The following is a 25,119-nucleotide window of genomic DNA, read 5'->3' as shown; positions in this document are numbered from 1 at the left end:
GGCAGAGCTATATTAATTCTTTGATAGTCAGGAATAATGTTATGCTCAACCGCCTTTATCAACGTGCTATTCAATTAGCAGGAAGCCGTTACGCAACTGTATGGCTTGCTTGTATTGCTTTTGCCGAAGCCAGTTTCTTTCCTATACCACCTGATGTTTTATTATGTCCAATGATCCTCGCTAAAAGGCATAAAGCTTGGTTTTATGCAACCATATGCACCATTTTCAGTGTTTTTGGTGGATTGCTAGGATGGATTATTGGGGCGTTCTTATTGCAATATTTGGCCATGCCAATCGTTCATTTTTATCATGCCGAACGACAGCTTCTTAACTTACAAGAAAAATTTAATCAATATGGTGTGTGGATCATTCTGATCAAAGGATTAACCCCTATTCCTTATAAATTTGTTACCATTGCTTCTGGAGCTGCACATTTCTCTATTATGCCGTTTATGATTGCCAGTCTAGTCACTCGCGGGATACGTTTTTTTGCAGAAGCTGCACTGCTTTATAAATTTGGCCCCCCTATCCAAGACTTCATAGAAAAGCGAATGATTTGGGTTGCTACTGCTTTTTGTATACTACTACTCGGCGGTATACTAGCATTTAAATATATTTAACCGGCTTCGGATTAAGTTATTTAGAAACCTATTTTATACAATAAACAGGTTTCTGAATTTTAATTTGAAACAGATCTTTTGATTTTTAAACTTTTCTGCAATGCTTTTGTATATTCTTTAGTTTGTTGATCAGATAAGACAAATCCAACAGCACCATAGCCAGGATGCTGAAATGCAAGCAACGTCCCAGTTGTATCTTTATCCTTTTGTATCGCCCATTTTGTTTGATATGCAGGTTTTATTTTTGCACCCTTAATATCAGGAATGGGTTTTCCATCAGCCATAGACCAATTTACTATTCCTAATACACGGATAAGGTCTTCTAATTCTGCTTGAGTTAAATCAATCTTTGAACCTGGATTGGTCTCATCTGAAAAAGTTAAGGTTGCTTTGTTACGATCATCTGCAATTTTAATATTAATATCAATAGCCATTTTGTTCTCTTTCTCTATCTTATTATTTAAATAATGGATATCGTTTTTGAAAAATTAATACAATAGAAACATATCTCTATTTAATGTTTCCCTCGCCTCCCCAAATCCACCATGAATGTTGTTGCGCTAATAAAATTGCAGCTTCATTTGCCTGTTGTGCTGTTTCAAACAATCCAAAGCAAGTTGCTCCAGACCCACTCATTCTGGACAAACGACAAAAAGGCAGCTGTTCAATTGATTGTAATACAGTCGTAATCTTGGGGTTTAACGCACAAGCAGGCAGCTGTAAATCATTGGTCAATTTTAATAGTTCTTGAATCAGTAACTCGAAATTATTTACACTATTTATAGTCTCTAGATGCTTTGAAAATTGGGCATCTCTTTTACGAAAAATTTCTGCTGTCGAAACAGCTTCTCCGTGATTAACCAAAACCATTCCAAACCGAGGCAATTCTGGTAACAAGGAAAGTGTTTCCCCTATTCCCTCCATTCGTTGTGCAACAGGCGTTAAACAAACAGGAACGTCTGCGCCCAACTTTAATGCCAACTGTGCTAACTCTTGCGATGATATTTCAATATTCCAATAGTTAATTAATACCCGTAACGTTGCCGCAGCGTCAGAAGAACCACCCCCAATCCCAGAAGCTACTGGTAAATTCTTTTCAAGAATTAAATTGACAGGTGATAACTCTTTCTTTGCTAAAGCTGACAATTGATATGCAGCTTTAACAATCAGATTACTCTTTAAATCTTCGTTTTGTAATGATGCAGAAAATGGCCCGACTATCTGCAAATTGACCAAATCCGTTTGCCCAGCCTTGGCAGGCATTACTATCACACGATCCCCAACATCAGGAAAAACCACCAAGCTATCTAATAAATGATACCCATCTTCTCTTTTACCTGTTACATGCAAATTTAAATTAATCTTTGCATACGCTTTTTCTTCCATAATTGGAAATATCCTCTGTCTCTATTTTTCTGGAGTAATGACGGTAATATCTTTGTTTTCTTTGGCGCTTTGTAATGCGTTTAAAATCAGTTCTTTTTCCTCAGGAGTAGGCGAACAGGTTAACGCCACGTTCCATTGATTAATCGCTTCTTGATGTCGCCCTGTTTTCCAATACGCAACCCCTAGATGATAGTTCAATTCTGGATCTTGTGGAATTGTTTCTGCCGCTAACTCTAATTGCTTAACCGCATCGTCAAGTTGATTATTAACCAACATTGCCCAACCAAGACTATCCCGAATGGCGCCTTCTTCAGGAGCAATATCAACGGCTTTTTGTAATATTTCTTGTGCTTCTTGGGTATTTTTTCCTTTTAATATCCAAGAATACCCAAGAAAATTCAACAACATGGGCTCATTGGGTGCAAATACTAAGGCTTGTTTTAAGTCTTTCTCTGCTTTATCCCATTGGTTTAATTTTTCATAGGATGCTGCACGCGCAAAAAATACTGGCCAAACACTACTATCCATTAATTGGGTCAGCTCTAGAACTTTACTATATGTTTCCGCTGCCTTTTGATATTGTTTTTGATCAAAATATAAATCCGCCAAAGCCTGTCGAATATCGGCCGACAAAGGATAGTCTTGAATAAGAGTTTTTATTTCTTTTTCTGCTTGCTCATTATGATCTAACAATGCATTTAAACGCGCAACACGCAATTGCATAACGGTCTTTAATGGATCATTTACAGCAATAGGTAATAAAACATCTTTTGCTGCTTCGAAATTTTTTTCTTGTGCCAAAATTCCAGACAACATCATTTTTGCAGAAGATAAGTCAGGGTTCAATTTTAGTGCTAATCGTAAAAATATCTGCTCGGTGTGTAGCGCTATCCTATTAGCGAGCTTCTGATCAATATTACTATCTGGTGGTTGAGAGGCAATATCTTGTTGCAACAAAGATGCCATTGCTAAATAAACTTGTGCAATTGCCTGTTGCGTATTTTTTAATGGAAATTGTTGTAAGTCATTTTTAATATCTTGTGCGGAAACTTGTAAAAAAGGTAAGTTTTTGACTAAATTACCCACCATAGCTTCAGCTTTACCAGCTCTATGATGCCGAATAAGCCAGTTTCCATAAGTCTGGGTTAAGAGCATATCTTCACCAGGAAAGGATTTATTAGCTCTTTCAAAATAGGCACCCGCTTTATCATCATCTTTAGCTAAAGAATACATAATACCCGTATGTAACGTATATAAAGCGGATAACGGTTTGCCTTGACTATTTTTAATTAACATTGCTAAGGCTTGGTCTTTGTTACCCTCACCATATAAACACCATGCTTGTAATAAAGGATAGGTCATTTGACTGAACATATCCATCGGAGGGCGCGAAACGTAACGATATGCATCTTGCCACTGCCCCTTTAAAATCGCATCATTTGCCATAATTAAGTCTGCAACAGGATCTTTTTGGGTTTTTGCCAGTTGCACAGCAATATCATTTCCCGCCAACACACTGTGATAAAATGTGATCCGACGTAAATCATTATCGGTTGGGCGTAAAGATAACACATTATGATAAAGGCGGGATGCCATATCACTATCATCAGTTCTGGCGGCAAATACAGCGGCTAAATAATCGCCATACCCCCCCTTTTTATGCTCAAAAGATAAAACAGGATCGGGATCCTGTGCCACAGCCACAGCTTGTGAAGCCAAAGGAATTTCAGCAATCATAGAAATAGATAAAAATATAGTGCATAAAAAGCGAGGACATTGCATAATGTATATCTTTTCAATAAGCAGGATTTTAATCAACCTTCAGATTGATCGTTACCCAACATGTTTGATCATTTATCTCTTTTAACTCTTTATTCAGAATGGGGCGTTGATGAAACCCTTACATCCTTATGTACAAACCACTTGGATGACAGAAAGTCAACCCCTTCAATCCCTGTTATCAAAACATCTTCTCCGCATCATCATTCCCTTGTAAAACATACAAATCAATCCTTACAAGCAAAAAATATAGATGAGCTTTGCAAGGCTATTGTTTCTTTTAAAGAGTTCCCTTTACATAATACGGCAATGCATTCTATTTTGCCAAAGGGAAATCCAAATTCACCTATTTTTGTCATTGGCGAAGTTCCTGATGCTGACGAAGATCGTAGTGGGCAAGTATTTTTTGGTCAATCTGAATTCTGGCTCAATCAGATGTTAAATAGCATTCATCTTTCTTTGGAGGATTGCTTCCGTATGCCAATTATCCCTTGGCGCCCACCAGGAGGACGACAATTATCCAACAATGAGCTGACCGTCTGTTTACCTTTTCTTTACAAGGCACTAGAGATCTACAAACCTCAATTCATATTTAGTGTTGGCATTCTACCTGCTCGCGTCTTAACACAGACTTCCGCCCCAATCAGTCAATTACAAGGGAAATGGCATACGATTCATCTGCCACAAACACATATTACATTACAATTATTCCCTTTACGTCACCCCTCTCAAATCCAAGCCAGCGCAAAGATAAGACAAGAAACTTGGCATGACCTTTTACATATTCGTAAAACGCTTGAAGAAGCAGGTATAAATTTTCCTATATAAGCCTTTGATTTGTTTAATAAATTATACCATTTCGCCTACTTTTAAAATAAAAAACTTGATTTATTAGACAAATAACTTACATATTGGGGCATTATGCAAGGGATATATTCTATCTCCCCTTCGGTTGTTCGGGCTTTGGTGGCCAGTGCAACCTTGTTGGCAGGTGTTTCAGCGTCTACGATCAGAGCGCAAACACCTCAGCAACAAGATCAATATGAAGAAGCAACCATCACAACCACTCGTCCTTCATCAAGTGGCAGTAATGGTTCAATTCGGTTTCCGCGCCCATTAGATGCGTTGGATGCTCGGCGTATTCGCCACATATTTGATCTTCAACGTCAAGGGGATTTCAAAACGGCTCAGTCTGAAACAATTGCGATTTCAGACAATTTGTTGCTTGGCGATATTTTGGCCGAGCGTTATCTTAACCCTCAATTTACCCCAAATACTGGGCAACTCAGACTTTGGTTAAAAAACTTTCCAACTTATGCTGATTCTCCAGAAATCATCAAAAGATTGAACAGTTTAAATACTACCAATACACCCATTCCTATGGATCACGCCTTCCCTGTCTTAAAAGCAGATGTCAAGCAAGCATCATTGCCTATGCCGACAGAAACAGATCCTATCGTAACGCCTTTTAAAAGAAATCCTTTATTAGATAAAACCATTTATACCCGTAGTACTTTGGGGATAAAAGGGGCAACAAGTGCCCTACACCTCATCAAAAAAACTTCAGGGATGACGGATCTATACGCAGCTCAATTACAAGCTGAAATTGCGCAGCAGCTTTTTTCTATCGGAAAAGATGAAGACGCTCTTCGTATTGCTCAACAAGCATTTTCGCTTTCCAAAGGACGCGTGGGCCTGGCAGGCTATATTGCTGGCCTGATTGCGTGGAAACAAAATAATAATGACTTGGCTTTTTATTTATTTTCCAAAGCCTCTCATGCCGATATAACGGCATCCCATATTCAAGCAGGTTGCTTCTTTTGGGCCGCACGCACACGCTTGCAAGCACATGATCCAAATGGGTATCAAACGTGGCTGCGTAAAGCTGCAAATGCGCCATTGACCTTTTATGGGATCTTGGCCCAAGAAACATTGGAAAAAGACAAACAAAATCTTTCCAAACCCTCTTCATCAAATGATACAGCAAGTAATGCTGACGTTAGTGCGGTTGAAGACACGCCTTTTGGAAAACGTTTTTTTGCATTATTACAGGTGGGGCAAAGAGAAAGAGCGGAGATCGTCCTTAGACAGCTATGGATGCAAAGCAATCATAATATTGCCCTATCCCGCTCTATTCAACTAATCGCTGAAGCTGCTGATTTTGAAACACTTTCTAACCAATTAAAAACCATTTTAACGCATCATGAAGAAGCCGTTAAAAGCAACGTTGCTCTGCCTCTGCCTACGTTAAAGCCAAGGCACGGGTTTAAAATGAATCCAGCGCTTGTTTATGCATTAACTCGATTAGAATCAAATTTTAATAGCAAAGCAATCTCTCAAAATGGCGCGATGGGATTAATGCAAATTATGCCCGTAACCGCCCAATATATCGCTAAAAAACAAGATAATGTTTCATTAAATTATCCATCAGAGCTAAAAAACGCAGCTCTTAATTTAGAAATAGGGCAACTCTACTTGGAACATTTGGCTAAATTGTCCAACAAAAAAGATAATCAAGGCGGCAATTTATTACATATGTTGGCCAGCTATAATGCAGGTCCCTCTATGATTAATAAATGGCTAGATATAACTGACCATCAACACGACCCTTTATTATTTATGGAAACCATTCCTGTAACTGAAACCAGACATTATTTGCATCGTGCATTAACTTATTTATGGATTTATTCCAAAGAACTCGATCTTCCAAGGCCTTCATTAAATTCTTTAGTAAAAAATGAATGGCCTTGTTTCGAAAATGAGCGACATATTATGAAATCCGTAACTATTCATTAAAATAAAAAGGCTTTCCTTGATAAACAGGAAAGCCTTTTTCAATTGGTCATATCAAGCAATTCTAATTCTTTGCAACAGCTTCACGACTTGCTTGCACCTTCGTCACACGCCTGCCATCCATTTCGACCACTTCAAATAACCAACCAGAAAATACAACTTTGTCGCCTGTTACAGGCACACGGCGTAACAAAGCTAGAATCAATCCTCCCAAGGTGTGATAACTACCTTCACCAGGTAGGTCATCAAGATTTAACTGATCTTTCACCCCATCAACCAATGTTGTACCATCGAGTAAATATTCATTCACCCCACCTGATTCTAAACGTGGCGCATCCAAAGGTTCATTTTCTTCGCCAACGATTGCCTTAAAAATATCAGACACAGTAATAATACCCTCGAAAGAACCATACTCATCTAATACTAACACAACACCTAATATATCGGCTCTTAACCGTTCCAATGCATCCAGCGCAGACATACTGTCAGGAACAACCAATGGTAATTGCAGACATACATCAATCGACAGCTCTTTTCCTTGTAACAACATGGTCAATACATCATTGGCTGTAATAATCCCCAATGGATTATCAATCCCGCCTTCACAAACGACCAAACGAGTATGCTGTGCATTTAATAGCGTTTTTTTTAATTCTTGCTCAGAAGCCGACCGATCCACCCAGACAATTTCATTTCTTGGTCGCATTAATGCTCTGACTGGACGATCTGCCAAACGGAGTAGCCTCTCAATCATATTACGTTCTTCAATTTCAAGAATACCAGTCTGAGCCCCTTCAGCAATATACGCCCTCAGCTCTTCCTCACTTACAGAGACACGAACATTTTTATGACGACGTAATATTTTCAAAATAGCCTCTGAACATTTTCCTAAGACCCATACGCCTGGGGCAGCAATCTTGGACATAATTTCAAATGTTCTAGCCAATCGAACGGCAATCGCCTCTGGATCTTGTAGAGCAAGTTGTTTTGGAATGAGCTCACCAAAAACCAACATAAAAAACGTAATCACCAAAACAACCACAAAAATGGAAATATCATCAGCCAAAGGACCAATAACAGGAAATGTGCTAAGCCATCCGCTTAAACCTGCCTCTAGCCTTGCGCCCCCAAACGCACCTTCAAAAATTGAAACAATGGTTATTCCTATTTGAATGGTTGGTAAAAAACTATGTGGATCTTCCATCAACCGTATGGCACGATCTGCCCCACGTACACCTTGGCGTTGCATTGTTACCAAACGCGTTTTTCGGCTAGAAATTAATGCCAATTCCCCCATGGCAAAGATGCCATTCAGAAAAATTAAACATATAATAATGATAATAGAGATAATCATAAATTGGTACTAACCTGCTCAAAAAAAACGTGAGACAAAATTATATACCTAATCTCGATCTAAAATGTAATATTTATTCAAATAGGTTGATAAAAAACAAAATTCTATTTCCCACTTGCAAGTTGAACTGCCGGCAAGAAATAGAATATTTCAACTATCTTAGAAAAAAGATCTAGTGCTTTAGGTCAGATAATGCCAAATGTGGCGCAATCATATTTTCAGGCTTTAATATTTTCTCAAGCTCAGCTTCACTCAATAGTTTTTCCTCGCGAACAAGTTCCAGAACACCCTTTCCCGTTTCCAATGCCTTACGCGCAATTCTGGTGGCATTTTCATATCCGATATATGGGTTTAATGCTGTCACTAAACCAATAGAGTGTTCAACAAGATTTTTACAATGTTCAACATTGGCTGTAATCCCGTCAATACATAACTCTCTTAACATATCCATTGCACGGATTAACAAAATGCTAGAACTCATGGTTTTATAAGCAATCAAAGGTTCCATTACATTCAACTGTAACTGCCCGCCTTCTGCAGCCAAAGTTAGCGCCAAATCATTTCCGATTACCGTAAATGCAACCTGATTGACTGCTTCTGGAATAACAGGATTGACTTTTCCAGGCATAATAGAACTGCCTGGTTGTCGAGCTGGCAAATTAATTTCATTAATGCCTGCTCTTGGGCCGCTGGATAATAATCTTAAGTCATTACAAATCTTGGATAATTTCACCGCAGTACGTTTCAACATGCCAGATAATAATACGAAAGCCCCCATATCAGAAGTTGCTTCAATTAAATCTGTTGCTGGAACCAATTTATGCCCTGTGATTTTTGCCAAATGTTCTACAGCTAATGCTTGATAATGCGGGTCAGCATTAATTCCCGTGCCAATCGCCGTTCCACCCAAATTAATTTCACAAAGCAAATCTGGAACCAACGCCCGAATACGTTCTAAATCTTCCGTTAATGTCGTCGCAAATGCGTGAAATTCTTGTCCCAACGTCATTGGCACTGCGTCTTGTAATTGAGTGCGCCCCATTTTAATTACATGACCGAATTCTTCGCCTTTTTTTGCAAAAGAATCTCTTAATTTAGAAAGAGACACCAATAAAGTATCGTATCCCAACAATAATCCCACACGAATAGCAGTAGGATAGGCATCATTCGTTGACTGAGCCATATTCACATCATTATTTGGGTGAAGATACTGATATTCGCCCTTTTGATGCCCCATTTCTTCCAAAGCTATATTGGCAATGACTTCGTTGGCATTCATGTTGGTTGACGTCCCAGCCCCACCTTGAATCATATCCACTTGGAATTGGTCATGAAATTCGCCATTAACAATGCGTTGGCATGCTTTTTCTATGGCGTTATATTTTTCGTCGGATAAATAACCAAGTTTATGATTTGCAGCAGCAGCAGCCCATTTTACCAGAGCAAGCCCATTCACAAGATGCGCAAAATGAGATAACGGAACACCCGTTAATTTAAAATTATTAATCGCCCTTAATGTTTGAATACCATAATATGCTTCACTAGGTACATCCAATGTTCCTAATAAATCTTTTTCGGTACGAAATGTTAAGTTTGACATAAAAAGTCCTTTTACAAAATTACAAATTAGATTGCATACAATGCCTATGGTAGAAAGAAATAAGGAATAAGCAAGGAAAATAAAGTAACAAAAAAACTACCAACCGAAAGGTTCACCATCTTCGTCTTGCACAATAATACTCGTTCGTCCTCTTAACCAGTTCAAGAATTTCATTAAATCTTTTGAAACACTATCCGGATGCCCAGAAATCTCAAGCAATATAAATTGCTTTTAAAAAAAAAGACGCATATCAAATTCCCATCGCTCTGGAAGATTCCTGTCTTCCAATCCCAACAGCCAAAATTCGTTACGATTATTCTGCTCGATAAAACAAGGCAAAGAGGAAAGATAACTTGCAATGGATTTCTGATTATTTTGATACCATTCAAAAGATTCAAAGCGAATATAAAATTCTCCTGACATGATATTTTCCATTTTTAATTAATCATCAGAAACGTAAAAATTACGTTGATTTTATAAATTTTTTATCGATCCGACCATCTTATCTGAATATAGTTTGTACTCTTTTCGAAAGGCAGAAAGCATTCATTCTTGATAAAAAAAACGAGCTTTCGTTAAGAACAGCTCGTTTAAAAAAACTTAAGTTATTAAAAAATCCTATGAGTTTTCTTTAACTTCTTCTTTTTTTACCGTTTTTACACGACGAATTGTTGTGGTGCGTTTACTTGTGCTTGGTGCTTCAGATTTGATCTTCTTCATCAACCCTTCAACCTGTTCATTATATGCATATTCAGCAGGACGTTGCTTGGACAAATCGATCTCTGGTGCCATTGGTCCTTCGGTTTTTGGTCCCATTAACGCAACCTGAGCAATATGCCAAGGACGTTGAATCGCATCTTTTACAGCTGTGGATTCATATCCAGAATGCACCATACAGTCGGCACATTTCGCATAATTACCCGTGCCATATAAATCCCAGTTCGTATCGTCCATTAACTCTTGATAAGTAGATGCATATCCTTCACCCAACAAATAACAAGGACGTTGCCATCCAAATACTGTTTTCAAAGGTTTGCCCCAAGGAGTACAATGATATTGTTCATTTCCAGCAAGGAAATTCAAGAACAAAGGGGACTGCGTGAAGCGCCATTTATGCCCTTTACCCAGGCGGAAAAGATCACGGAATAATTGCTTGGTCTTTTGACGGTTCAAGAAATGTTCTTGATCTGGTGCACGTTCATACGCATATCCAGGCGCTGTCATAATCCCATCAACACCCAAAGCCATCACTTCATCAAAAAACGCTGCAACACGATGAGGGTCTGCACCATCAAATAATGTACAGTTGATTGAAACTCTAAATCCTTTGGATTTAGCAAGTTTAATCGCTGTTATTGCTCTGTCATATACGCCATCTTGACAAACAGACGCATCATGCATTAATTGGTCGCCATCCAAGTGGATGTCCCAAGAAAAGAAGGGAGATGGCTTATAATCGTCAATTTTCTTTTCAAGTAATAACCCATTGGTACATAAATAAACATAACGTTTACGTGCAATTAAACCCTGAATAATTTTGGGCATATCTTTGTGCAGCAAGGGTTCCCCCCCAGCCACAGCCACCACAGGTGCACCACATTCAGCATCTGCATCCAAACATTCTTGGACACTTAGCCTTTGGTTCAAAATTTCTGCAGGATAATCAATTTTTCCGCAACCAGAACAAGCAAGGTTGCACCGTAATAGTGGTTCCAACATCAAAACCAGCGGATATTTTTTACGTCCTTGTAGATGTTGTTTAACAACATAACTGCCGACTCGAACCGCCTGCATCAGAGGAACAGCCATTTTTCAGCTCCCAAACCGGAAAACCGGTATTTAAAATACAATAAATTTTAGATTTATTTAAGATAAATAAAAATATACGACAAGAGTAAATTTGATCTTTTGAACAACAAAAATTATTTCAACAAGATTAATTCATTAACACATCTCGTTCATACCTGATGTAGACCACAACATAATGTATTTCCATCAAAATAGCATTTTTTTTGTGAAATTATCTTTTTCTTGCCTTATTATCGTGATAATTTTATCACGAAACTATAATGCCAGATTAAAAAAAACTCCATAAAATGTCTAAATACACTGTTTATTGAATAAAGATTCGTATAATTAGAAGTTTCAATCTACGATTAAACAGGTTAAAAGCAATTTTATGAAATACAAATGTTCCGCTCATTTGTATCCTTGTGCAACAAAACGGATGAGATAAAACATGGATGAACAACCCGAAAATCCTAAGAATCAACATAATCTTTCAGGAAATGAATCGGCTAATTTCATTAAATCTATTCCTACCTACGGGCGCTTCCCTTTATTGGATCATATTCGCCACCCTGCTGACCTTAATAACCTATCCATCGAACAACTTGAACAAGTAGCACGCGAATTACGCGCTGAAACCATCGATGTTGTTTCAACAACAGGTGGACATTTAGGGGCATCCTTGGGGGTTGTTGAGCTCACCGTTGCATTACACGCTGTTTTTGATACACCAAGAGATTCTTTGATTTGGGACGTTGGGCATCAAGCTTATCCGCATAAAATCTTGACTGGTCGCAGGGGTCTCATCCGCACATTACGTCAACCTGGTGGATTATCAGGATTTACCAAACGTTCAGAAAGTGTCTACGATCCGTTCGGCGCTGCACACTCATCAACTTCGATATCTGCAGGATTAGGCATTGCAGTTGCAAACCATTTCAAAGCAAAATACGACCCAAGTTACATAGAACGAAACGTTCTCGCCGTTATCGGCGATGGATCAATCACCGCAGGAATGGCTTATGAAGCTATGAATAATGCTGCTGTTGCAGGACCTGGTGCGGAAAAATTAATTGTTATCCTAAATGATAATGAAATGTCGATTTCGCAGCCTGTTGGCTCTATGTCTGTTTATCTGTCCCAACTACTATCATCTCGTCACTTCCTAGGACTACGTGATCTTGCTGCTCGAGTAGCCAGTAAATTACCAGAAAGCATCGAAAAAAGGGCCAAAAGAGCCGAGGAATATGCGCGTTCCATGATGACCGGTGGAACTTTGTTTGAAGAACTTGGCTTTTATTATGTAGGACCAATTGATGGTCATAATCTGCAACAATTGGTTCCAGTATTACGCAATCTGCGTGATGCAGAACATATCGGGCCGATTTTATTGCATATTGTCACAGAAAAAGGTCACGGATATAAACCTGCCGAAAGTTCTGGTGATAAATATCATGCGGTTTCGAAATTCAATGTCATTACTGGTGAGCAAACCAAAGCCCCTCCTGGCCCTCCTTCTTATACGTCTATTTTCAGCAAAGAGCTGCTAAAATGTGCCGAGAAAGATGAGCAAATTGTCGCAATTACTGCTGCTATGCCTACGGGAACAGGGTTAGATAAATTTGAGCAAAAATTCCCAGATCGTTATTTCGATGTTGGCATTGCCGAACAGCATGCGGTAACATTTGCCGCTGGTATGGCAACAGAGGGTATTCGCCCATTCTGCGCTATTTATTCATCTTTTTTACAACGTGGCTACGATCAAGTCATGCATGATGTGGTTTTACAAAAATTACCCGTTCGTTTTGCAATTGATCGCGCAGGTTTGGTGGGTGCTGATGGCGCCACCCATGCTGGAACCTATGATATTGCTTATCTTGGGTGCTTGCCCGATATTGTATTAATGGCACCCAGTAACGAAGTTGAATTAATGCATATGACAGCAACCGCCGCTGCTTTTGATGAAGGTCCAATTGCTTTCAGATTTCCTCGTGGTCCGGGGTTGGGGTTGACACTTCCAACACAAGCCGAGATCCTCGAAATCGGTAAAGGACGCATTGTTCAAGAAATGGGCGAACAAACCGGAAAAGAAAAAGGTGGTATTGCCATTCTCTCCTTTGGTGCACGTTTAACCGAATGTCTAAAAGCCGCTGAAACACTAACAGAGAAAGGTTACTCACCTACGATTGTTGACGCGCGCTTTGCAAAACCATTAGATACTGATTTAGTTAATCAAATTGCCCGCAATCACAAAGTTTTAATCACGATTGAAGAAGGTTCACGTGGTGGATTTGGAGCGTTCGTAATGGAACATCTTGCAGGCAATGGATTACTTGATAATATTCGTTTTAGACCAATGGTTATTCCAGACTTTTTCATCAACCATAACTCTCAAGAAGCACAATATGCCCAAGCAGGTTTAGATGCAGAATCAATTGTAAAAACAGCCATAAAAGCAATTGAGGGTTGATTATCACTCATCTTAGTCTAATATAATCTTTAACAAAACGTTCATTTGAATAAAGTCAACACAGCAATGAAATTACAGCATTTTCTCTTATTATGTGGTTTTACCCTTACGAGTGCAATCACTGTTCAAGCGCAAGCACAAGTCCAACATACACAAACTTCTGGTAATATGTCGGCAACCAACAATCAAGATGTTGTCAAAGCACCTGTTATGAGACTGTATCAAGCTTTGAACACAATCCAAAAATCGGCTGGAAATTCTCTTGTCCAAAATGAGGCAATATTGAATCAAGCTTTGGATAACAGCTACGATTTTCCTGCGATCGTTGGAAAAACAGTTGGATATCGTTATAATTCCTTTACCTCACAAGAAAAAACAGCTGTTTTAGAAGCCTTTAAGAAATATACAATTGCAAGATATTTATCCAGTTTTGCCAACGAAAAAGATACACAATTCAAAATTTCTCCCGATGTAAAAACAGGCACAACAGGAAATAAACAAATTGTCAGCACGACGATTGGTTCTGGAAACGACACCACACCAATTAATTACATTGTGCAAAACACACCCCAAGGCTGGAGAATTGTTGACGTATTATTAAATGGCAACATAAGTCAAACCGCTGTTCAACATGGCGATTTTAGTTCCACTTTAGCTAAAGGTGGTAGCCAAGCGCTTGTGGAAATGCTTAATAAAAAAACACAGTCATTTAATAAAAAATAGTGCTCTTTAAGAAAACTATGTCTGGTTCATCATTTAAACTTTCAAAATCGAATAAATTTTTATTGGGCTGTGCTGCACTAGGATGTATTCAAGCTGGTATTGGGGCTTTGTTGGTTCATTTTTTTAAAAAAAACCATAAAGTAAGTAACCTTCATAGTTATTCTCCATTACCTGCGATTACAATTTTTAAACCCTTGTCTGGCAAAGAACCCTTATTGTTTGAAGCGTTAAAGAGTTTTTGTGAACAAGATTATCCAAAGTTGCAAATCATTTTTGGATTACATGATGCCAGAGATAGTGCATTACCTATTGTTAAAAAAATACAAGAGCACTATCCTGACTTAGACATTGATATCGTTGTAAATTCGGACATACACGGTTGCAACCGCAAGGTTTCTAACCTTATCAACATGTCTACGATTGCAAAACATGATATTTTTTTAATATCAGATTCAGATATCCATGCGCCCAGTAAGAACTATTTAAAAGAAGTTGTAACAGAATTACAAAAACCAAATGTTGGCTTGGTAACCTCTTTATATAGCGGGTTACCGTCTTTTGAATCACGCGTGCAGCATATGGCCAGTGCACATATTAATTATAATTTTATGCCTGGTGTTCTTTTGTCTCGCTATCTAGGACGTCAAGATTGTCTGGGCGCTGCTATAACGATCAAGCGTGATTTATTAAATGAAATAGGTGGTTTTCAAAGTCTGGTCAATCACGTTGCTGATGATGCTGTTATTGGTCGTAAAGTCCAAGCACGATCGTTGGATATTGCACTTTCATCTGATATTGTCAAAACAACAATCGTTGAAAAAGACTTATTCTCGCTATATGAACATGAATTACGCTGGAATCGTACAACCTTTACTTTAGAACCTGTAGGATTTACATTTTCTTTTCTGCAACTCCCGCTATTTTGGGCTTCTCTGGCTATTCTTTTTAACCCACTTACGTCCGTATCTTGGATTTCCTTTTTTGTATGTTGGGGATACAAGGCATTATGTTGTTCTGTTATTAATAAAAAACTAGACTATCTACATCTTGCTATCTTACCATTACTTCCCTACAGGGATTGGTTCTCTGCCCTTGTGATGTTTAACAGTTTTTTTGGTGCCAATGTAACATGGCGTGGGCAAAAAATGACAATAAAAAAACATCCAGAGTTCCAAACAACATCATATGATGATATATAACCAAATCAATTAATTATATTCAAAGCTACCTGTTTCCAATCTGCAAAGTAGCACTCAAAGGATAACTGCTATCATGATGAAAACGCTATTTCTACAACCCCCCTCTTTTGAAGGTTTTGATGGTGGCGCAGGCTCTCGTTACCAAGCAAAGCGTGAAATTAAATCTTTTTGGTATCCAACTTGGTTGGCACAACCAGCTGCATTAATTCCTAATAGTCGTCTGATTGATGCACCACCTGCAAAGATGGGAATGGAACCGATTTTAGCTGACGTTAAAAATCGTGACTTGGTCATTATGCATACTTCGACCCCATCTTTTTCATCTGATGTTAAAGTGGCTAAAATGCTGAAAGATGCCAATCCATCTGTGAAAATCGGTATGGTTGGTGCAAAGGTGGCTGTACAACCTCAAGAAAGCCTTGAAAAAAGTGACGTTATTGATTTTGTTGCTCGTAATGAATTTGATTTTACCATCAAAGACGTTGCAGAAGGCATGGATTTCAAAAATATTGATGGGATTTCATGGCGTGATGCAAACGGTCAAATCGTTCATAATAAAGACCGTGCTATTATTGAAGATATGGACTCATTACCATTCGTTACAGAAGTTTATAAAAGAGACTTGCGTATTGAAGATTACTTTATTGGGTATCTAAAACACCCTTATCTTTCTTTATATACAGGTCGTGGTTGTAAATCTCATTGCACATTCTGTTTATGGCCACAAACGGTTGGTGGGCATAAATATCGTACTCGTAGCCCAGAGCATGTTGCGGCTGAAATCAGACTTGCACAACAATATTTCCCACAAGTTCAGGAATATTTCTTCGATGATGATACGTTCACCGATGATCTTCCCCGTGCAGAGGCTATTGCCAAAGAACTGGGTAAATTAGGGGTTACATGGTCTTGTAATGCCAAAGCCAATGTACCACGCAGCACCCTTAAAGTATTACGTGATAATGGGTTACGCCTTCTATTGGTTGGGTATGAAAGTGGCAATCAACAAATCCTGCATAATATTAAAAAAGGGATGCGTGTTGAAGTTGCTCGTGAATTTACCAAAAACTGTCACGAATTAGGCATTAAAATCCACGGCACCTTTATTTTGGGTCTTCCTGGAGAAACCAAAGAAACCATTCAAGAAACCATTAAATTTGCAACTGAAATTAATCCTCATACAATGCAAGTTTCTTTGGCTGCTCCTTACCCTGGAACATTCTTGTATAAACAAGCAATGGAAAATGGTTGGTTAGATAAAGATCATGCCGAGTTAATCGATGAAAATGGTGTTCAAATTGCACCTTTGCATTACCCTCATCTTTCCCACACAGAAATTTTTGATAGCGTTGAAACCTTCTATAAAAAATTCTATTTCCGCGCGCCAAAAATTGCATCTATCGTCGGTGAAATGATTACCAGCCCACAAATGATGAAACGCCGTTTACGTGAAGGTGTTGAATTCTTCCAATTCTTACGCGATAGACACTCTTAATCTGTTAAACGACCAAAGGATTTTTGTGAATAGACAAGTTCTAATCTCGGCTGATGATTTTGGATTATCAGTCGAGGTCAATGAGGCCATCGAGCAAGCACATCGTCAGGGTGTCTTAAGCACAGCAAATCTGATGATTGCTGGGGCTGCCGCTGAAGATGCGATCCAACGGGCAAAAAGATTGCCTAAATTGAAAGTTGGATTACATCTTGTGGTGATTGAAGGGCCTTCTGTTCTGCCACATTCTGAAATTCCTTTAATCGTTAATTCAAATAATCTATTCCCTTCGGATCAGTTACGAATGGGAATAGATTATTTCTTTAAAAAACCAATACAGCATCAACTTCGCAAAGAAATCAGAGCCCAGATACAGACATTTATTGATACTGGTCTTGTTTTAGATCATATTGATGTGCATAAACATATGCATCTGCATCCCAGCGTTGGGAAAATGCTGATAGAGATCAGTAAAGAGTTTGGTGTACGAAATATTCGTGTGCCACACGAACCAGTAAAAACATTAATGGCGATTGACAACACCACCTATAAAGAAAATATTGGAAATTTATTGGTGCAATATTGGACAAACATCCTGAAATATCAGCTGCGCCATGCGAATATGCGTTATTTAGATTGGTGTTTTGGATTATCTTGGTGTGGGCATATGAAGTTCGATAAGATCTCAAAATTACTTCACAATCTTCCCAAAGGTCGTTCGGAGATCTTTTTTCATCCCTCAATCAGCCACTCTGGATTATATCAAAATCTGATGCCAGATTATGAACCTACCAAAGAACTAGAAGCTTTATGCCATCCAGATTTTCCTAAGATTTTAAAAGAAAACAACATTACCCCAATTACTTGGGATAATGTTCATTAATTGAATGAATAGCTTATAGAGCAGATTCAATCCATTCTTTTAATTTTTCTTTAGGTAGCGCACCTACTTTTGTTGCCACTGGAACCCCATCTTTAAAGAGAATCATTGTTGGAATTCCTCGTACACCAAAATTAGTCGGTGCATCTGGACTTTCTTCCACATTCACTTTGGCAATAGTTACTTGCTCACCCATTTCTTTAGCGAGTTCCTCTAGAACTGGTGCAACCATTTTACAAGGGCCACACCACTCAGCCCAAAAATCAACCAATACTGGTTTAGAAGATTTTAAGACATCTGTTTCAAATGAAGCATCTGTGACTGCTTTTGTAAATTCACCCATGTTTAATTCCTTTATCATTAAAATAAGTCATCATTGATTAATTTATACATAATAACGACTATTTCGAAATCAAGAAAGATTATCTTTTACAGTTGGAATATAATTCATCAATAATTCCTCTGGTAAAAACATTATTCGAGCTGCATCAGTCCATACAATCAACGGTTTTATCCGATGTTTAGGATATAATAATTTTAATAGCGACCAATAAGCAGCCATCTGTTTTAAGTAGTTTACTGGTGTTTCGTCTGGTTGCTGAGGGATTTTTCGCCCAGATTTGAAGTCACATAATAGAATTTGATCGGATAAAATACGCATTCGATCGATTTGTCCCGTGACAACAACCCCATTAACTGTGCCAACCAAAGGTTGCTCTACTAAGCTTTCTTTATCAAACAAACAATGTAACTCAGGATGCTCTATAATCCGTAACACTTGCTTGACCAAATAGTGAATTTCTTTGGCTGAAAATTGCCCCTCAAGCGGTGTTAACCAATGCAGGGCGATATCAGCACGTTCTTCTTGGCGACAATCTGGTAAATATTGTAACAACTGATGCACCAAGCGCCCACGATATAAAGGGTCTCTTTTCGCTTTGGTTTGTAAAGGAGAGATCACAGAAGAAACATCCCCCATTTCTATTCCTTCTGGGCGGCTCGGTGCCAAATGTGCCGCAGGTAGCTTTTCGGACGCTAATGTCTGAGCAATCCAATTATTTTCTTGCCCCATCCATGCTGGTAAAATAATTTTGGGTTGGACTGATTTTGTTATTTGTTGATCTAAAGCAGTTTCTTGTTTAGAAGAAAGCCCTTTCTGTTCAATCCACAGATGCTCGCCTTCCCACCCACCGAAAAAATCTCGTGAATGTGCATTTAACTGTCGCAGAGCTGTCACGCTATGCCTATACCAATTCCCAACTGGCAACTCCTCCAGCCCTTTTTCTTCTTTGGTTGATTTCTGCCAGCCACAAATTAATAGCCATTCACTGGCACGGGTTAAAGCCACGTAAAGCAAACGATTACTTTCTGCTTCATCACTTTGCTTTTTCGCGTCTTTATCCAACTGGCTTTCAGCGATATCAAACTGCTTTTGAGGGATATATAGCGGGACGGTTAACCCCAAAGACGGATCATTTTTCCAAATTAATACTTTATCTGATTGAAAGCCCCCCTGCTTTGACGCTGCATTCATCGTGTCAGGTAAAATCACCAAACGCCCTTGTAACCCCTTGGCCCCATGCACCGTCATAATCCGAACCATATCAATACTGGATTCGGCTTCGTTTTTAATCATCCGCTCAGATTGCTTTAACCAATAGAGAAACCCTTGCAAAGAGGGGGTATGCAATGTTTCGTATTGCAGAGCCTGAGAGAGTAACTCATCAATCGCCTCAATAGCTTCCCCACCCAATCGTGCAAGTAACTTCGTGCGCCCTTGATATTCGCCTAAAATCTCCACCAACAAAGCGTAAGGAGTGACGTAATCAATACGCAAGAACAGACTGGACAACATCTTCCATACTGCTGTCCAATCGGGTCTTTCCTTATGCCTGATAAATAAAGTCCCCCACAGGCTTTGGCCATTTTTCCTTGGTGCAGCAAGTTCCATCAGACTTTCTTCGCTTAGCCCACCCAAAGGAGATTTTAATACGCAAGCTAGCGTTAGATCATCTTGAGGCAATAATAACACCTCACATAGAACCAATAAATCTTGAACTGCTAACTGATCCAATAATTGAGTTTTAACCAAATTCGCCAAAGGGATATTTTTAGATTTCAAAGATCGGATCAATGCTTTTGAAAACACTGATCGCTTACGAATCAAGATCAAAATATCCCCAGCCTGAATAGGCTTACCTCCATACGGAGGCACCTTGCCTATTTGTTTAGATATCCAATCAGCTAGGGTTTCAGCGAGAATAAGCTCTGCACTTTGATGTTTTTGATTTTCTTTTAAGGGCTGCCATAACTCCATTTCCGTTTCTTTATCCAACGCATCGATACGCGTTAATGGCCAAATATCGACACGACCTGGCGAGTCCGTCCTAGCGGAACGATGTGCAGGAAATTGATTCTCTGAACCACTACCTGATAATCCTTTTAGCGCTTGTTGAGGATCAAATACGTGATCTACAAAATCCAGAATAATTTGACTGGATCGGAAAGAGACACGTAGTTGAGGATCTTCCCATAATTGTCCTGCCTCTAACACAGTGCGTTTGAATATTTTTTGCCAGCTTAAAAATTCTTGAGGTTTTGCGCCTTGGAAAGAATAAATCGATTGTTTATAGTCACCTACAGCAAAAACCGTTCTGGGATGCGGTTGATCCTCATCTCGTCCCATACCAGAGAAAAACTCTGTTGATAAATCCGCAGCAATTTTCCATTGTTCCGCCGAGTTATCTTGTACTTCATCTAACAGGATATGATCCAACCCACCATCCAGTTTATATAATACCCAAGCAGAACCAGGATCATCTAACAAGGTCAATGTATAAGCGATTAAATCATTATAATATAAAGCACCTTGGGTTCGTTTAATCTCTTGATACCGTTTCCAAATTGGTGCGAAAACATTCATTAAGGCCAATGTATATTCATACACAATATAGATGTTTAATCGACCAATCACATCCAGAACATATTGTCCTTGCTCTATGAAATAAGCCGCAATATCAGGATTATCCGATTTATTTCCTTTGATCGATTTCAGTTCGTTTTTTTGTGTTAAAAAACAACTAGTGAAAAAATCCCAATTCTCTATCCGTTGATCTGTGGGATAGGAAAGCCATTGCATGATAGATTCTGCTATGTCTCTCAATCTCTTGGAATCTGCCTCAAGAGCTTGCTGCAAATATGCTTTAAATTCTGTTTCATCACGCCATTTTTCACAAACAGCGTGTAAATATTCCTCTCTACTTGAATAAGAAATTTGTAATAATTGACGTAAATATAGAGAAAAACTGCCTTCTTCAATCAGTTGAAATACAGGAGGCAAAAAACGTTGATTTTGTTGTAATTCTTGTAAGATTTCCAAGAAATTCTGACTACTGACAATCGGACTTAATAATTCTATGTCTTGTTCAGAAGCCAGATGTATTTTCTCATCAAATGCCCGTTTAAACGCAAGGATATTATCCCCTTCCTCTATAATTTTAAATTGAGGATTAATCGAGGCTTCTAATGGAAAACGCTGCAAGATGGATTGACAAAAAGCATGGTTGGTTTCAATCCGCATCCCCCCTGGCAAATCAAGCACTTGAGCAAATAGAGCACGTGCCGCTTTACGCATGGCTTCGTCTGGTTCAATTTCTAAGCCACGCAAAGCTTGATTAAGTTCTTGTTCTGAATATCCAACCCACTCACTTAATTTACGCTGCAATCGAATAGCCATTTCCGCAGCAGCAGCTTTGGAATAAGTCAAACACTGAATTTTTTGTGGATGCGTTCCTGGCTGTAACGTGCCACCTCGCCCTTTTCTGGGCAACATTAACCGCAATAGACGATCCACTAATAACTTGGTTTTACCACTCCCCGCAGAAGCAGACACAAAGACCGAAATTGTTGGTGTCGATGCCAATCGTTGTTGGGCATTGGCTTCGTCAACAGGCGTATTCATTAAGAATTCTAACTGCATTAGTCGTCCCCTGCCATGCTGCTCCACTCTAGCACTCTAGCCAGATGGGTGTAATCACCAAATCTTGGGATGCCACCACTTGCAGATTTTTCAAACAAATAAGGACGGGGACGAGACAAATAAGGCTGCTGCGGATCATTATATTGCTTAATCAAACGGATCAACGCGTCCCAATAATGCTGAGATAAGAAATAAACTTCATTCTCCATTGTGATTCCAGAAGATTTCTTAACAATCTTTACTTGCTCATCATTATCCAAGCCGCCTTTGAGCTTCCAATAATAAAGCTGAGTAATGATTTTTCCTGCAAGATTTTGACCAAAAGCACCACGATAGATCATCGCAGCTTCTAAAGGGAGTTGAGGAGCAGAGCCATTTTTTACACTAGTAATGGAGGGTGCTTGCCCTGTTTTGTAATCAAAGATTTCAATCGTGCCATCGTAATTAAAATCTATTCGATCGGCAATACCACGTAAAGTAAAGGATATTCCTGCTTCCTCGGAAAAATCATACGAACCGGATATTTCAGAATAAACTCGTCCAAAATTCTTTTCATTGCGCCTAGCTTGCTCTTCTTCATACACCCAGTCTGCAATCTTTAGCACTCTGGATCGCCACCATTCCCGCATCGAAGGAATAATATCTCGCCGTTCATCCAACGCTTGAATCATGCTATCTTTAACAATTTGTTCATCCCAACCGACTTGCTGATAGGCTTTTTTTAACCCTTCATGAACGACATTCCCAAAAATACTGGCAGAGCGATCTTCTTCAAGCCCAACAATTTTTCTGAGTTTTAATATCCGTTTTGCATAAATCTCATAAGGATCTTTTAACCAATATTCCACGTCAGTAATCGAAATCGTTTTAGGTCGCCATTTCAAAGGTGGGGTTGGTTTTGGTACAGAAATAGGTTGAGCAGCCCCTTTGGGTTGATCCAATAATTTTGCCCAACCTAAAGCTGGATGCTCAACAATAAAGCTTTGTCTTCCTTTTAACCACGCCTTTAATCGGGTAATCCATCGTGACGGCACAACGGGAGCATTATCCCTTTGCAAAGGCACAGACAGCACGATTTCTGGAACAGAGCAACAAATTAACATAAAATCATAAGCCGAACGTCCGACCTCGGCATCTGGTAACGGAATTCCGATCTTACTACGCATCGGTCTGCTGATCCAAGGGCCAGAATCAATCGTTGGTGGCCATACGCCCTCGGACAACCCACCTAAAATAACCATATCCACGACCTGCAAACGTGCTTCGATTAATCCCCAAATATAGACTCTGGGATGTAATTCTTTATCTTTTCGCCCTCGCAAAACTCGACGTGTATGCACGATCATACCCGTATAAGAAGCGTTTAGAATCCCTTCAAATTCTTGCAAGGTAATTTCTGTTAAAATTTGTGCTTCAGCGATTAGATTCCTTAAATGCTCAGCCAAAGCATTGCCTTCTTCGGCTGTCCATAATAAATCTTCGCCTGCTTGTTCACTATTAGACGTCAATGATTCAACCACTTCAACCAAAGCAATCGCCCATTGATCCAAAGGGCGTTTATAATCGCCTTCTATTAAGGGTGCCATAAATTTTTCAAGCAAATGAATAAGATTCAAAACCTCATAGGCATGGGATATAAATTGCAGAGATTGTTCACCCAAATGCTCTGGATGCGTTAATTGTAACTCTGCTATTCTTTGGCGCGTTGCATGACCGATCGTTTCCAAACCTGTTGCTGCAAATTGTCGCAAAATATTGATCTCAAGTAAGCGGGTATATTCACGACAAGTTTTTTGAGAATATCCACAACACACAAAAGGGTGTTTTAACAACGCAAGTAAAGAAACAGGGGTAAATTTCTCAATACAGGCTCGCACCACAAGGCTGAGCAAAATAGCCGCTGGTGTTTTGTATAAAGGCTCCCCCGCACTATCATCCGCGACGATTCCCCACCGCCCCAGCTCTAACGCAACACGCATTGCTAGGTTACGGTCTGGCGTTACCAAAGCGACTCTTTTATCGGGTTGTTCCAAAGCATCCCTTATCATCAATGCAATCGAAACCGCCTCTTGTTGTTGATCGGTGGGTTCAGATAAATAACAATTTGGCAACGTAATTGAATGTTGCCCTACCAACCACTGATCCAATAACTCGGCAGGCAATAGAGTTTGTTGAAATGCCTCAACCCGTTCATTAGGAACCAAAAGCGTATCTTCTTGCCAGTATTGAAGATCAGATCGTTTAACCCCCAACGCAATAAACATCTTCGCCATTTCCGCATAAGGGTGCGTTAATGCTAAATTATTCCACACCTCTTCAGGTAGATCTTCTTGTATTCCAGTGACAATCAACTTCCCATTGGGCAAATTCATAATCGAAGAAAGCAACTCCACCACCGATGGACGTGCGTCAATAAACCCAATTGCCCATATTGAAGCTGATGCGCCATGTTCTTGCCAATGTTTAGCTTGTATACGTAATAATGCTGCTTTTCTGGCAATCGGGTTCATCACTTGATTATCAAGCAACCATTGTGGCCAAATCTCTGTAATTATACTGAGGAATTGCAGAATATTTTGCCAATGTTGTGCATATTCCCCTTCGACAGCTTTCGGCAGTGCATCCTTTAAAGAACAATCCGCCCATTCTGCTTCATCCATCAGTTCTGCTAAAGAACATGCCAACTTCCAAATTTCACCAGCTTGTTCTTTATGCTCCAAAGACTGATCCATTTTCATAATTAGCTTGGTTAAAACAGAAGTGCGTAAAATAGGATCAACCGCTGGAGGCAACGCAAACGCATGGTCACCTTTTAAGATTAACGCCGATTCATCAATCGCCCCAATCGACATAATCCGAGGTAATAAAATCGGTTTCCCTTCGGTAATTCTTAAAAATGTATCAATGAGTGCTTTGACTGTTCTTTGATTAGGAACAAGAATCATGCCTTGACGAATCATATCAGGCTGATTTTGTGCTTCATGGATCCATCGCTTTGCCAAGATTTCTAAAAAAGGCATATTAAACGGGATAGAGATTAAATTCATGCCGCTATT

The 25,119-nt window shown here is 39.2% G+C and carries 19 protein-coding genes; 8 read left to right on the top strand and 11 right to left on the bottom strand.

Annotation, left to right across the window (positions count from 1 at the left end; all coding sequences use genetic code 11):
* Positions 1–41 precede the first annotated feature (41 nt).
* Positions 42–620 carry a YqaA family protein gene (locus tag PQG54_RS00275; protein WP_271789463.1) on the top strand — a complete coding sequence of 193 codons (579 nt, stop codon included), beginning with the start codon at positions 42–44 and terminating at the stop codon, positions 618–620.
* A 59-nt stretch (positions 621–679) separates the two neighbouring features.
* Here PQG54_RS00275 and PQG54_RS00270 read toward each other — a convergent pair whose 3' ends face one another.
* From PQG54_RS00270 to PQG54_RS00260, 3 genes are all read right to left on the bottom strand, one after another.
* On the bottom strand, positions 680–1,054 hold the full coding sequence (locus tag PQG54_RS00270) for a hypothetical protein (RefSeq protein WP_271789464.1): 375 nt from the start codon (positions 1,052–1,054) through the stop codon (positions 680–682).
* 76 nt (positions 1,055–1,130) lie between these two features.
* A complete protein-coding gene (locus tag PQG54_RS00265) occupies positions 1,131–2,006 on the bottom strand; it encodes a 4-(cytidine 5'-diphospho)-2-C-methyl-D-erythritol kinase (protein ID WP_271789465.1) in 876 nt (291 codons plus the stop codon).
* Between the two features lie 21 nt (positions 2,007–2,027).
* On the bottom strand, positions 2,028–3,788 hold the full coding sequence (locus tag PQG54_RS00260; protein WP_271789466.1) for a tetratricopeptide repeat protein: 1,761 nt from the start codon (positions 3,786–3,788) through the stop codon (positions 2,028–2,030).
* Between the two features lie 60 nt (positions 3,789–3,848).
* Between PQG54_RS00260 and PQG54_RS00255 the strand changes: the two genes are divergently transcribed.
* Together PQG54_RS00255 and PQG54_RS00250 are read left to right on the top strand one after the other, a co-directional pair.
* Complete coding sequence (locus PQG54_RS00255) at positions 3,849–4,613, top strand: uracil-DNA glycosylase (protein ID WP_271789467.1); 765 nt, start codon at positions 3,849–3,851, stop codon at positions 4,611–4,613.
* A gap of 93 nt (positions 4,614–4,706) precedes the next feature.
* Positions 4,707–6,581 carry a lytic transglycosylase domain-containing protein gene (locus PQG54_RS00250; RefSeq protein ID WP_271789468.1) on the top strand — a complete coding sequence of 625 codons (1,875 nt, stop codon included), beginning with the start codon at positions 4,707–4,709 and terminating at the stop codon, positions 6,579–6,581.
* A gap of 61 nt (positions 6,582–6,642) precedes the next feature.
* Here PQG54_RS00250 and PQG54_RS00245 read toward each other — a convergent pair whose 3' ends face one another.
* From PQG54_RS00245 to hpnH, 5 genes are all read right to left on the bottom strand, one after another.
* A complete protein-coding gene (locus tag PQG54_RS00245) occupies positions 6,643–7,932 on the bottom strand; it encodes a hemolysin family protein (protein ID WP_271789469.1) in 1,290 nt (429 codons plus the stop codon).
* Positions 7,933–8,104: 172 nt separating this feature from the next.
* Positions 8,105–9,532: an aspartate ammonia-lyase gene (gene aspA / locus PQG54_RS00240; protein WP_271789470.1), complete on the bottom strand. Its 1,428-nt coding sequence runs from the start codon at positions 9,530–9,532 to the stop codon at positions 8,105–8,107.
* Between the two features lie 96 nt (positions 9,533–9,628).
* On the bottom strand, positions 9,629–9,751 hold the full coding sequence (locus PQG54_RS00235) for a hypothetical protein (protein ID WP_271789471.1): 123 nt from the start codon (positions 9,749–9,751) through the stop codon (positions 9,629–9,631).
* A gap of 12 nt (positions 9,752–9,763) precedes the next feature.
* Complete coding sequence (locus tag PQG54_RS00230) at positions 9,764–9,955, bottom strand: hypothetical protein (RefSeq protein ID WP_271789472.1); 192 nt, start codon at positions 9,953–9,955, stop codon at positions 9,764–9,766.
* Positions 9,956–10,150: 195 nt separating this feature from the next.
* Positions 10,151–11,341 carry an adenosyl-hopene transferase HpnH gene (gene hpnH / locus PQG54_RS00225; protein WP_271789473.1) on the bottom strand — a complete coding sequence of 397 codons (1,191 nt, stop codon included), beginning with the start codon at positions 11,339–11,341 and terminating at the stop codon, positions 10,151–10,153.
* A gap of 430 nt (positions 11,342–11,771) precedes the next feature.
* Here hpnH and dxs point away from each other — a divergent pair, with 430 nt between their 5' ends.
* The 5 genes from dxs to hpnK all read left to right on the top strand — a co-directional run bounded on the left by dxs (position 11,772) and on the right by hpnK (position 18,087).
* Positions 11,772–13,790: a 1-deoxy-D-xylulose-5-phosphate synthase gene (gene dxs / locus PQG54_RS00220; protein WP_271789474.1), complete on the top strand. Its 2,019-nt coding sequence runs from the start codon at positions 11,772–11,774 to the stop codon at positions 13,788–13,790.
* A gap of 66 nt (positions 13,791–13,856) precedes the next feature.
* The gene (locus PQG54_RS00215; protein WP_271789475.1) at positions 13,857–14,513 is read left to right on the top strand and encodes an ABC transporter substrate-binding protein; all 657 of its coding nucleotides are present in this window, start codon (positions 13,857–13,859) and stop codon (positions 14,511–14,513) included.
* Between the two features lie 17 nt (positions 14,514–14,530).
* A complete protein-coding gene (gene hpnI, locus PQG54_RS00210; RefSeq protein WP_271789476.1) occupies positions 14,531–15,712 on the top strand; it encodes a bacteriohopanetetrol glucosamine biosynthesis glycosyltransferase HpnI in 1,182 nt (393 codons plus the stop codon).
* A 73-nt stretch (positions 15,713–15,785) separates the two neighbouring features.
* Positions 15,786–17,207 (top strand): hopanoid biosynthesis associated radical SAM protein HpnJ, encoded by a 1,422-nt coding sequence (gene hpnJ, locus PQG54_RS00205; protein ID WP_271789477.1) that lies wholly within the window; start codon positions 15,786–15,788, stop codon positions 17,205–17,207.
* Between the two features lie 25 nt (positions 17,208–17,232).
* Positions 17,233–18,087 (top strand): hopanoid biosynthesis-associated protein HpnK, encoded by an 855-nt coding sequence (gene hpnK / locus PQG54_RS00200; RefSeq protein WP_271789478.1) that lies wholly within the window; start codon positions 17,233–17,235, stop codon positions 18,085–18,087.
* A 13-nt stretch (positions 18,088–18,100) separates the two neighbouring features.
* On the opposite strand, the gene trxA is transcribed toward hpnK, so the two are convergent.
* The 3 genes from trxA to addB form a co-directional block, all read right to left on the bottom strand.
* Positions 18,101–18,427, bottom strand: coding sequence for a thioredoxin (trxA, locus tag PQG54_RS00195; protein ID WP_271789479.1), 327 nt, complete (start codon positions 18,425–18,427; stop codon positions 18,101–18,103).
* A gap of 69 nt (positions 18,428–18,496) precedes the next feature.
* Positions 18,497–22,063: a double-strand break repair helicase AddA gene (gene addA, locus PQG54_RS00190; RefSeq protein WP_271789480.1), complete on the bottom strand. Its 3,567-nt coding sequence runs from the start codon at positions 22,061–22,063 to the stop codon at positions 18,497–18,499.
* A complete protein-coding gene (gene addB, locus PQG54_RS00185; protein ID WP_271789481.1) occupies positions 22,063–25,110 on the bottom strand; it encodes a double-strand break repair protein AddB in 3,048 nt (1,015 codons plus the stop codon). The genes addA and addB overlap by 1 nt, the downstream gene beginning before the upstream one ends.
* Positions 25,111–25,119: the final 9 nt, after the last annotated feature.

The organism is Commensalibacter communis, assembly GCF_947179015.1.
In the GTDB taxonomy this organism is placed as follows: domain Bacteria; phylum Pseudomonadota; class Alphaproteobacteria; order Acetobacterales; family Acetobacteraceae; genus Commensalibacter; species Commensalibacter communis.
Note: the sequence above shows the minus strand (reverse complement) of the source record. Positions and strands in the feature narration are given on the sequence as shown.

Bases quoted from the DNA above. Each gene is read 5' to 3' on its own strand.
- PQG54_RS00275 (WP_271789463.1), top strand. From the start codon at position 42: ATGCTCAACCGCCTTTATCAACGTGCTATTCAATTAGCAGGAAGCCGT.
- PQG54_RS00270 (WP_271789464.1), bottom strand. From the start codon at position 1,054: ATGGCTATTGATATTAATATTAAAATTGCAGATGATCGTAACAAAGCA.
- PQG54_RS00265 (WP_271789465.1), bottom strand. From the start codon at position 2,006: ATGGAAGAAAAAGCGTATGCAAAGATTAATTTAAATTTGCATGTAACA.
- PQG54_RS00260 (WP_271789466.1), bottom strand. From the start codon at position 3,788: ATGCAATGTCCTCGCTTTTTATGCACTATATTTTTATCTATTTCTATG.
- PQG54_RS00255 (WP_271789467.1), top strand. From the start codon at position 3,849: ATGTTTGATCATTTATCTCTTTTAACTCTTTATTCAGAATGGGGCGTT.
- PQG54_RS00250 (WP_271789468.1), top strand. From the start codon at position 4,707: ATGCAAGGGATATATTCTATCTCCCCTTCGGTTGTTCGGGCTTTGGTG.
- PQG54_RS00245 (WP_271789469.1), bottom strand. From the start codon at position 7,932: ATGATTATCTCTATTATCATTATTATATGTTTAATTTTTCTGAATGGC.
- aspA (WP_271789470.1), bottom strand. From the start codon at position 9,532: ATGTCAAACTTAACATTTCGTACCGAAAAAGATTTATTAGGAACATTG.
- PQG54_RS00230 (WP_271789472.1), bottom strand. From the start codon at position 9,955: ATGTCAGGAGAATTTTATATTCGCTTTGAATCTTTTGAATGGTATCAA.
- hpnH (WP_271789473.1), bottom strand. From the start codon at position 11,341: ATGGCTGTTCCTCTGATGCAGGCGGTTCGAGTCGGCAGTTATGTTGTT.
- dxs (WP_271789474.1), top strand. From the start codon at position 11,772: ATGGATGAACAACCCGAAAATCCTAAGAATCAACATAATCTTTCAGGA.
- PQG54_RS00215 (WP_271789475.1), top strand. From the start codon at position 13,857: ATGAAATTACAGCATTTTCTCTTATTATGTGGTTTTACCCTTACGAGT.
- hpnI (WP_271789476.1), top strand. From the start codon at position 14,531: ATGTCTGGTTCATCATTTAAACTTTCAAAATCGAATAAATTTTTATTG.
- hpnJ (WP_271789477.1), top strand. From the start codon at position 15,786: ATGATGAAAACGCTATTTCTACAACCCCCCTCTTTTGAAGGTTTTGAT.
- trxA (WP_271789479.1), bottom strand. From the start codon at position 18,427: ATGGGTGAATTTACAAAAGCAGTCACAGATGCTTCATTTGAAACAGAT.
- addA (WP_271789480.1), bottom strand. From the start codon at position 22,063: ATGCAGTTAGAATTCTTAATGAATACGCCTGTTGACGAAGCCAATGCC.
- addB (WP_271789481.1), bottom strand. From the start codon at position 25,110: ATGAATTTAATCTCTATCCCGTTTAATATGCCTTTTTTAGAAATCTTG.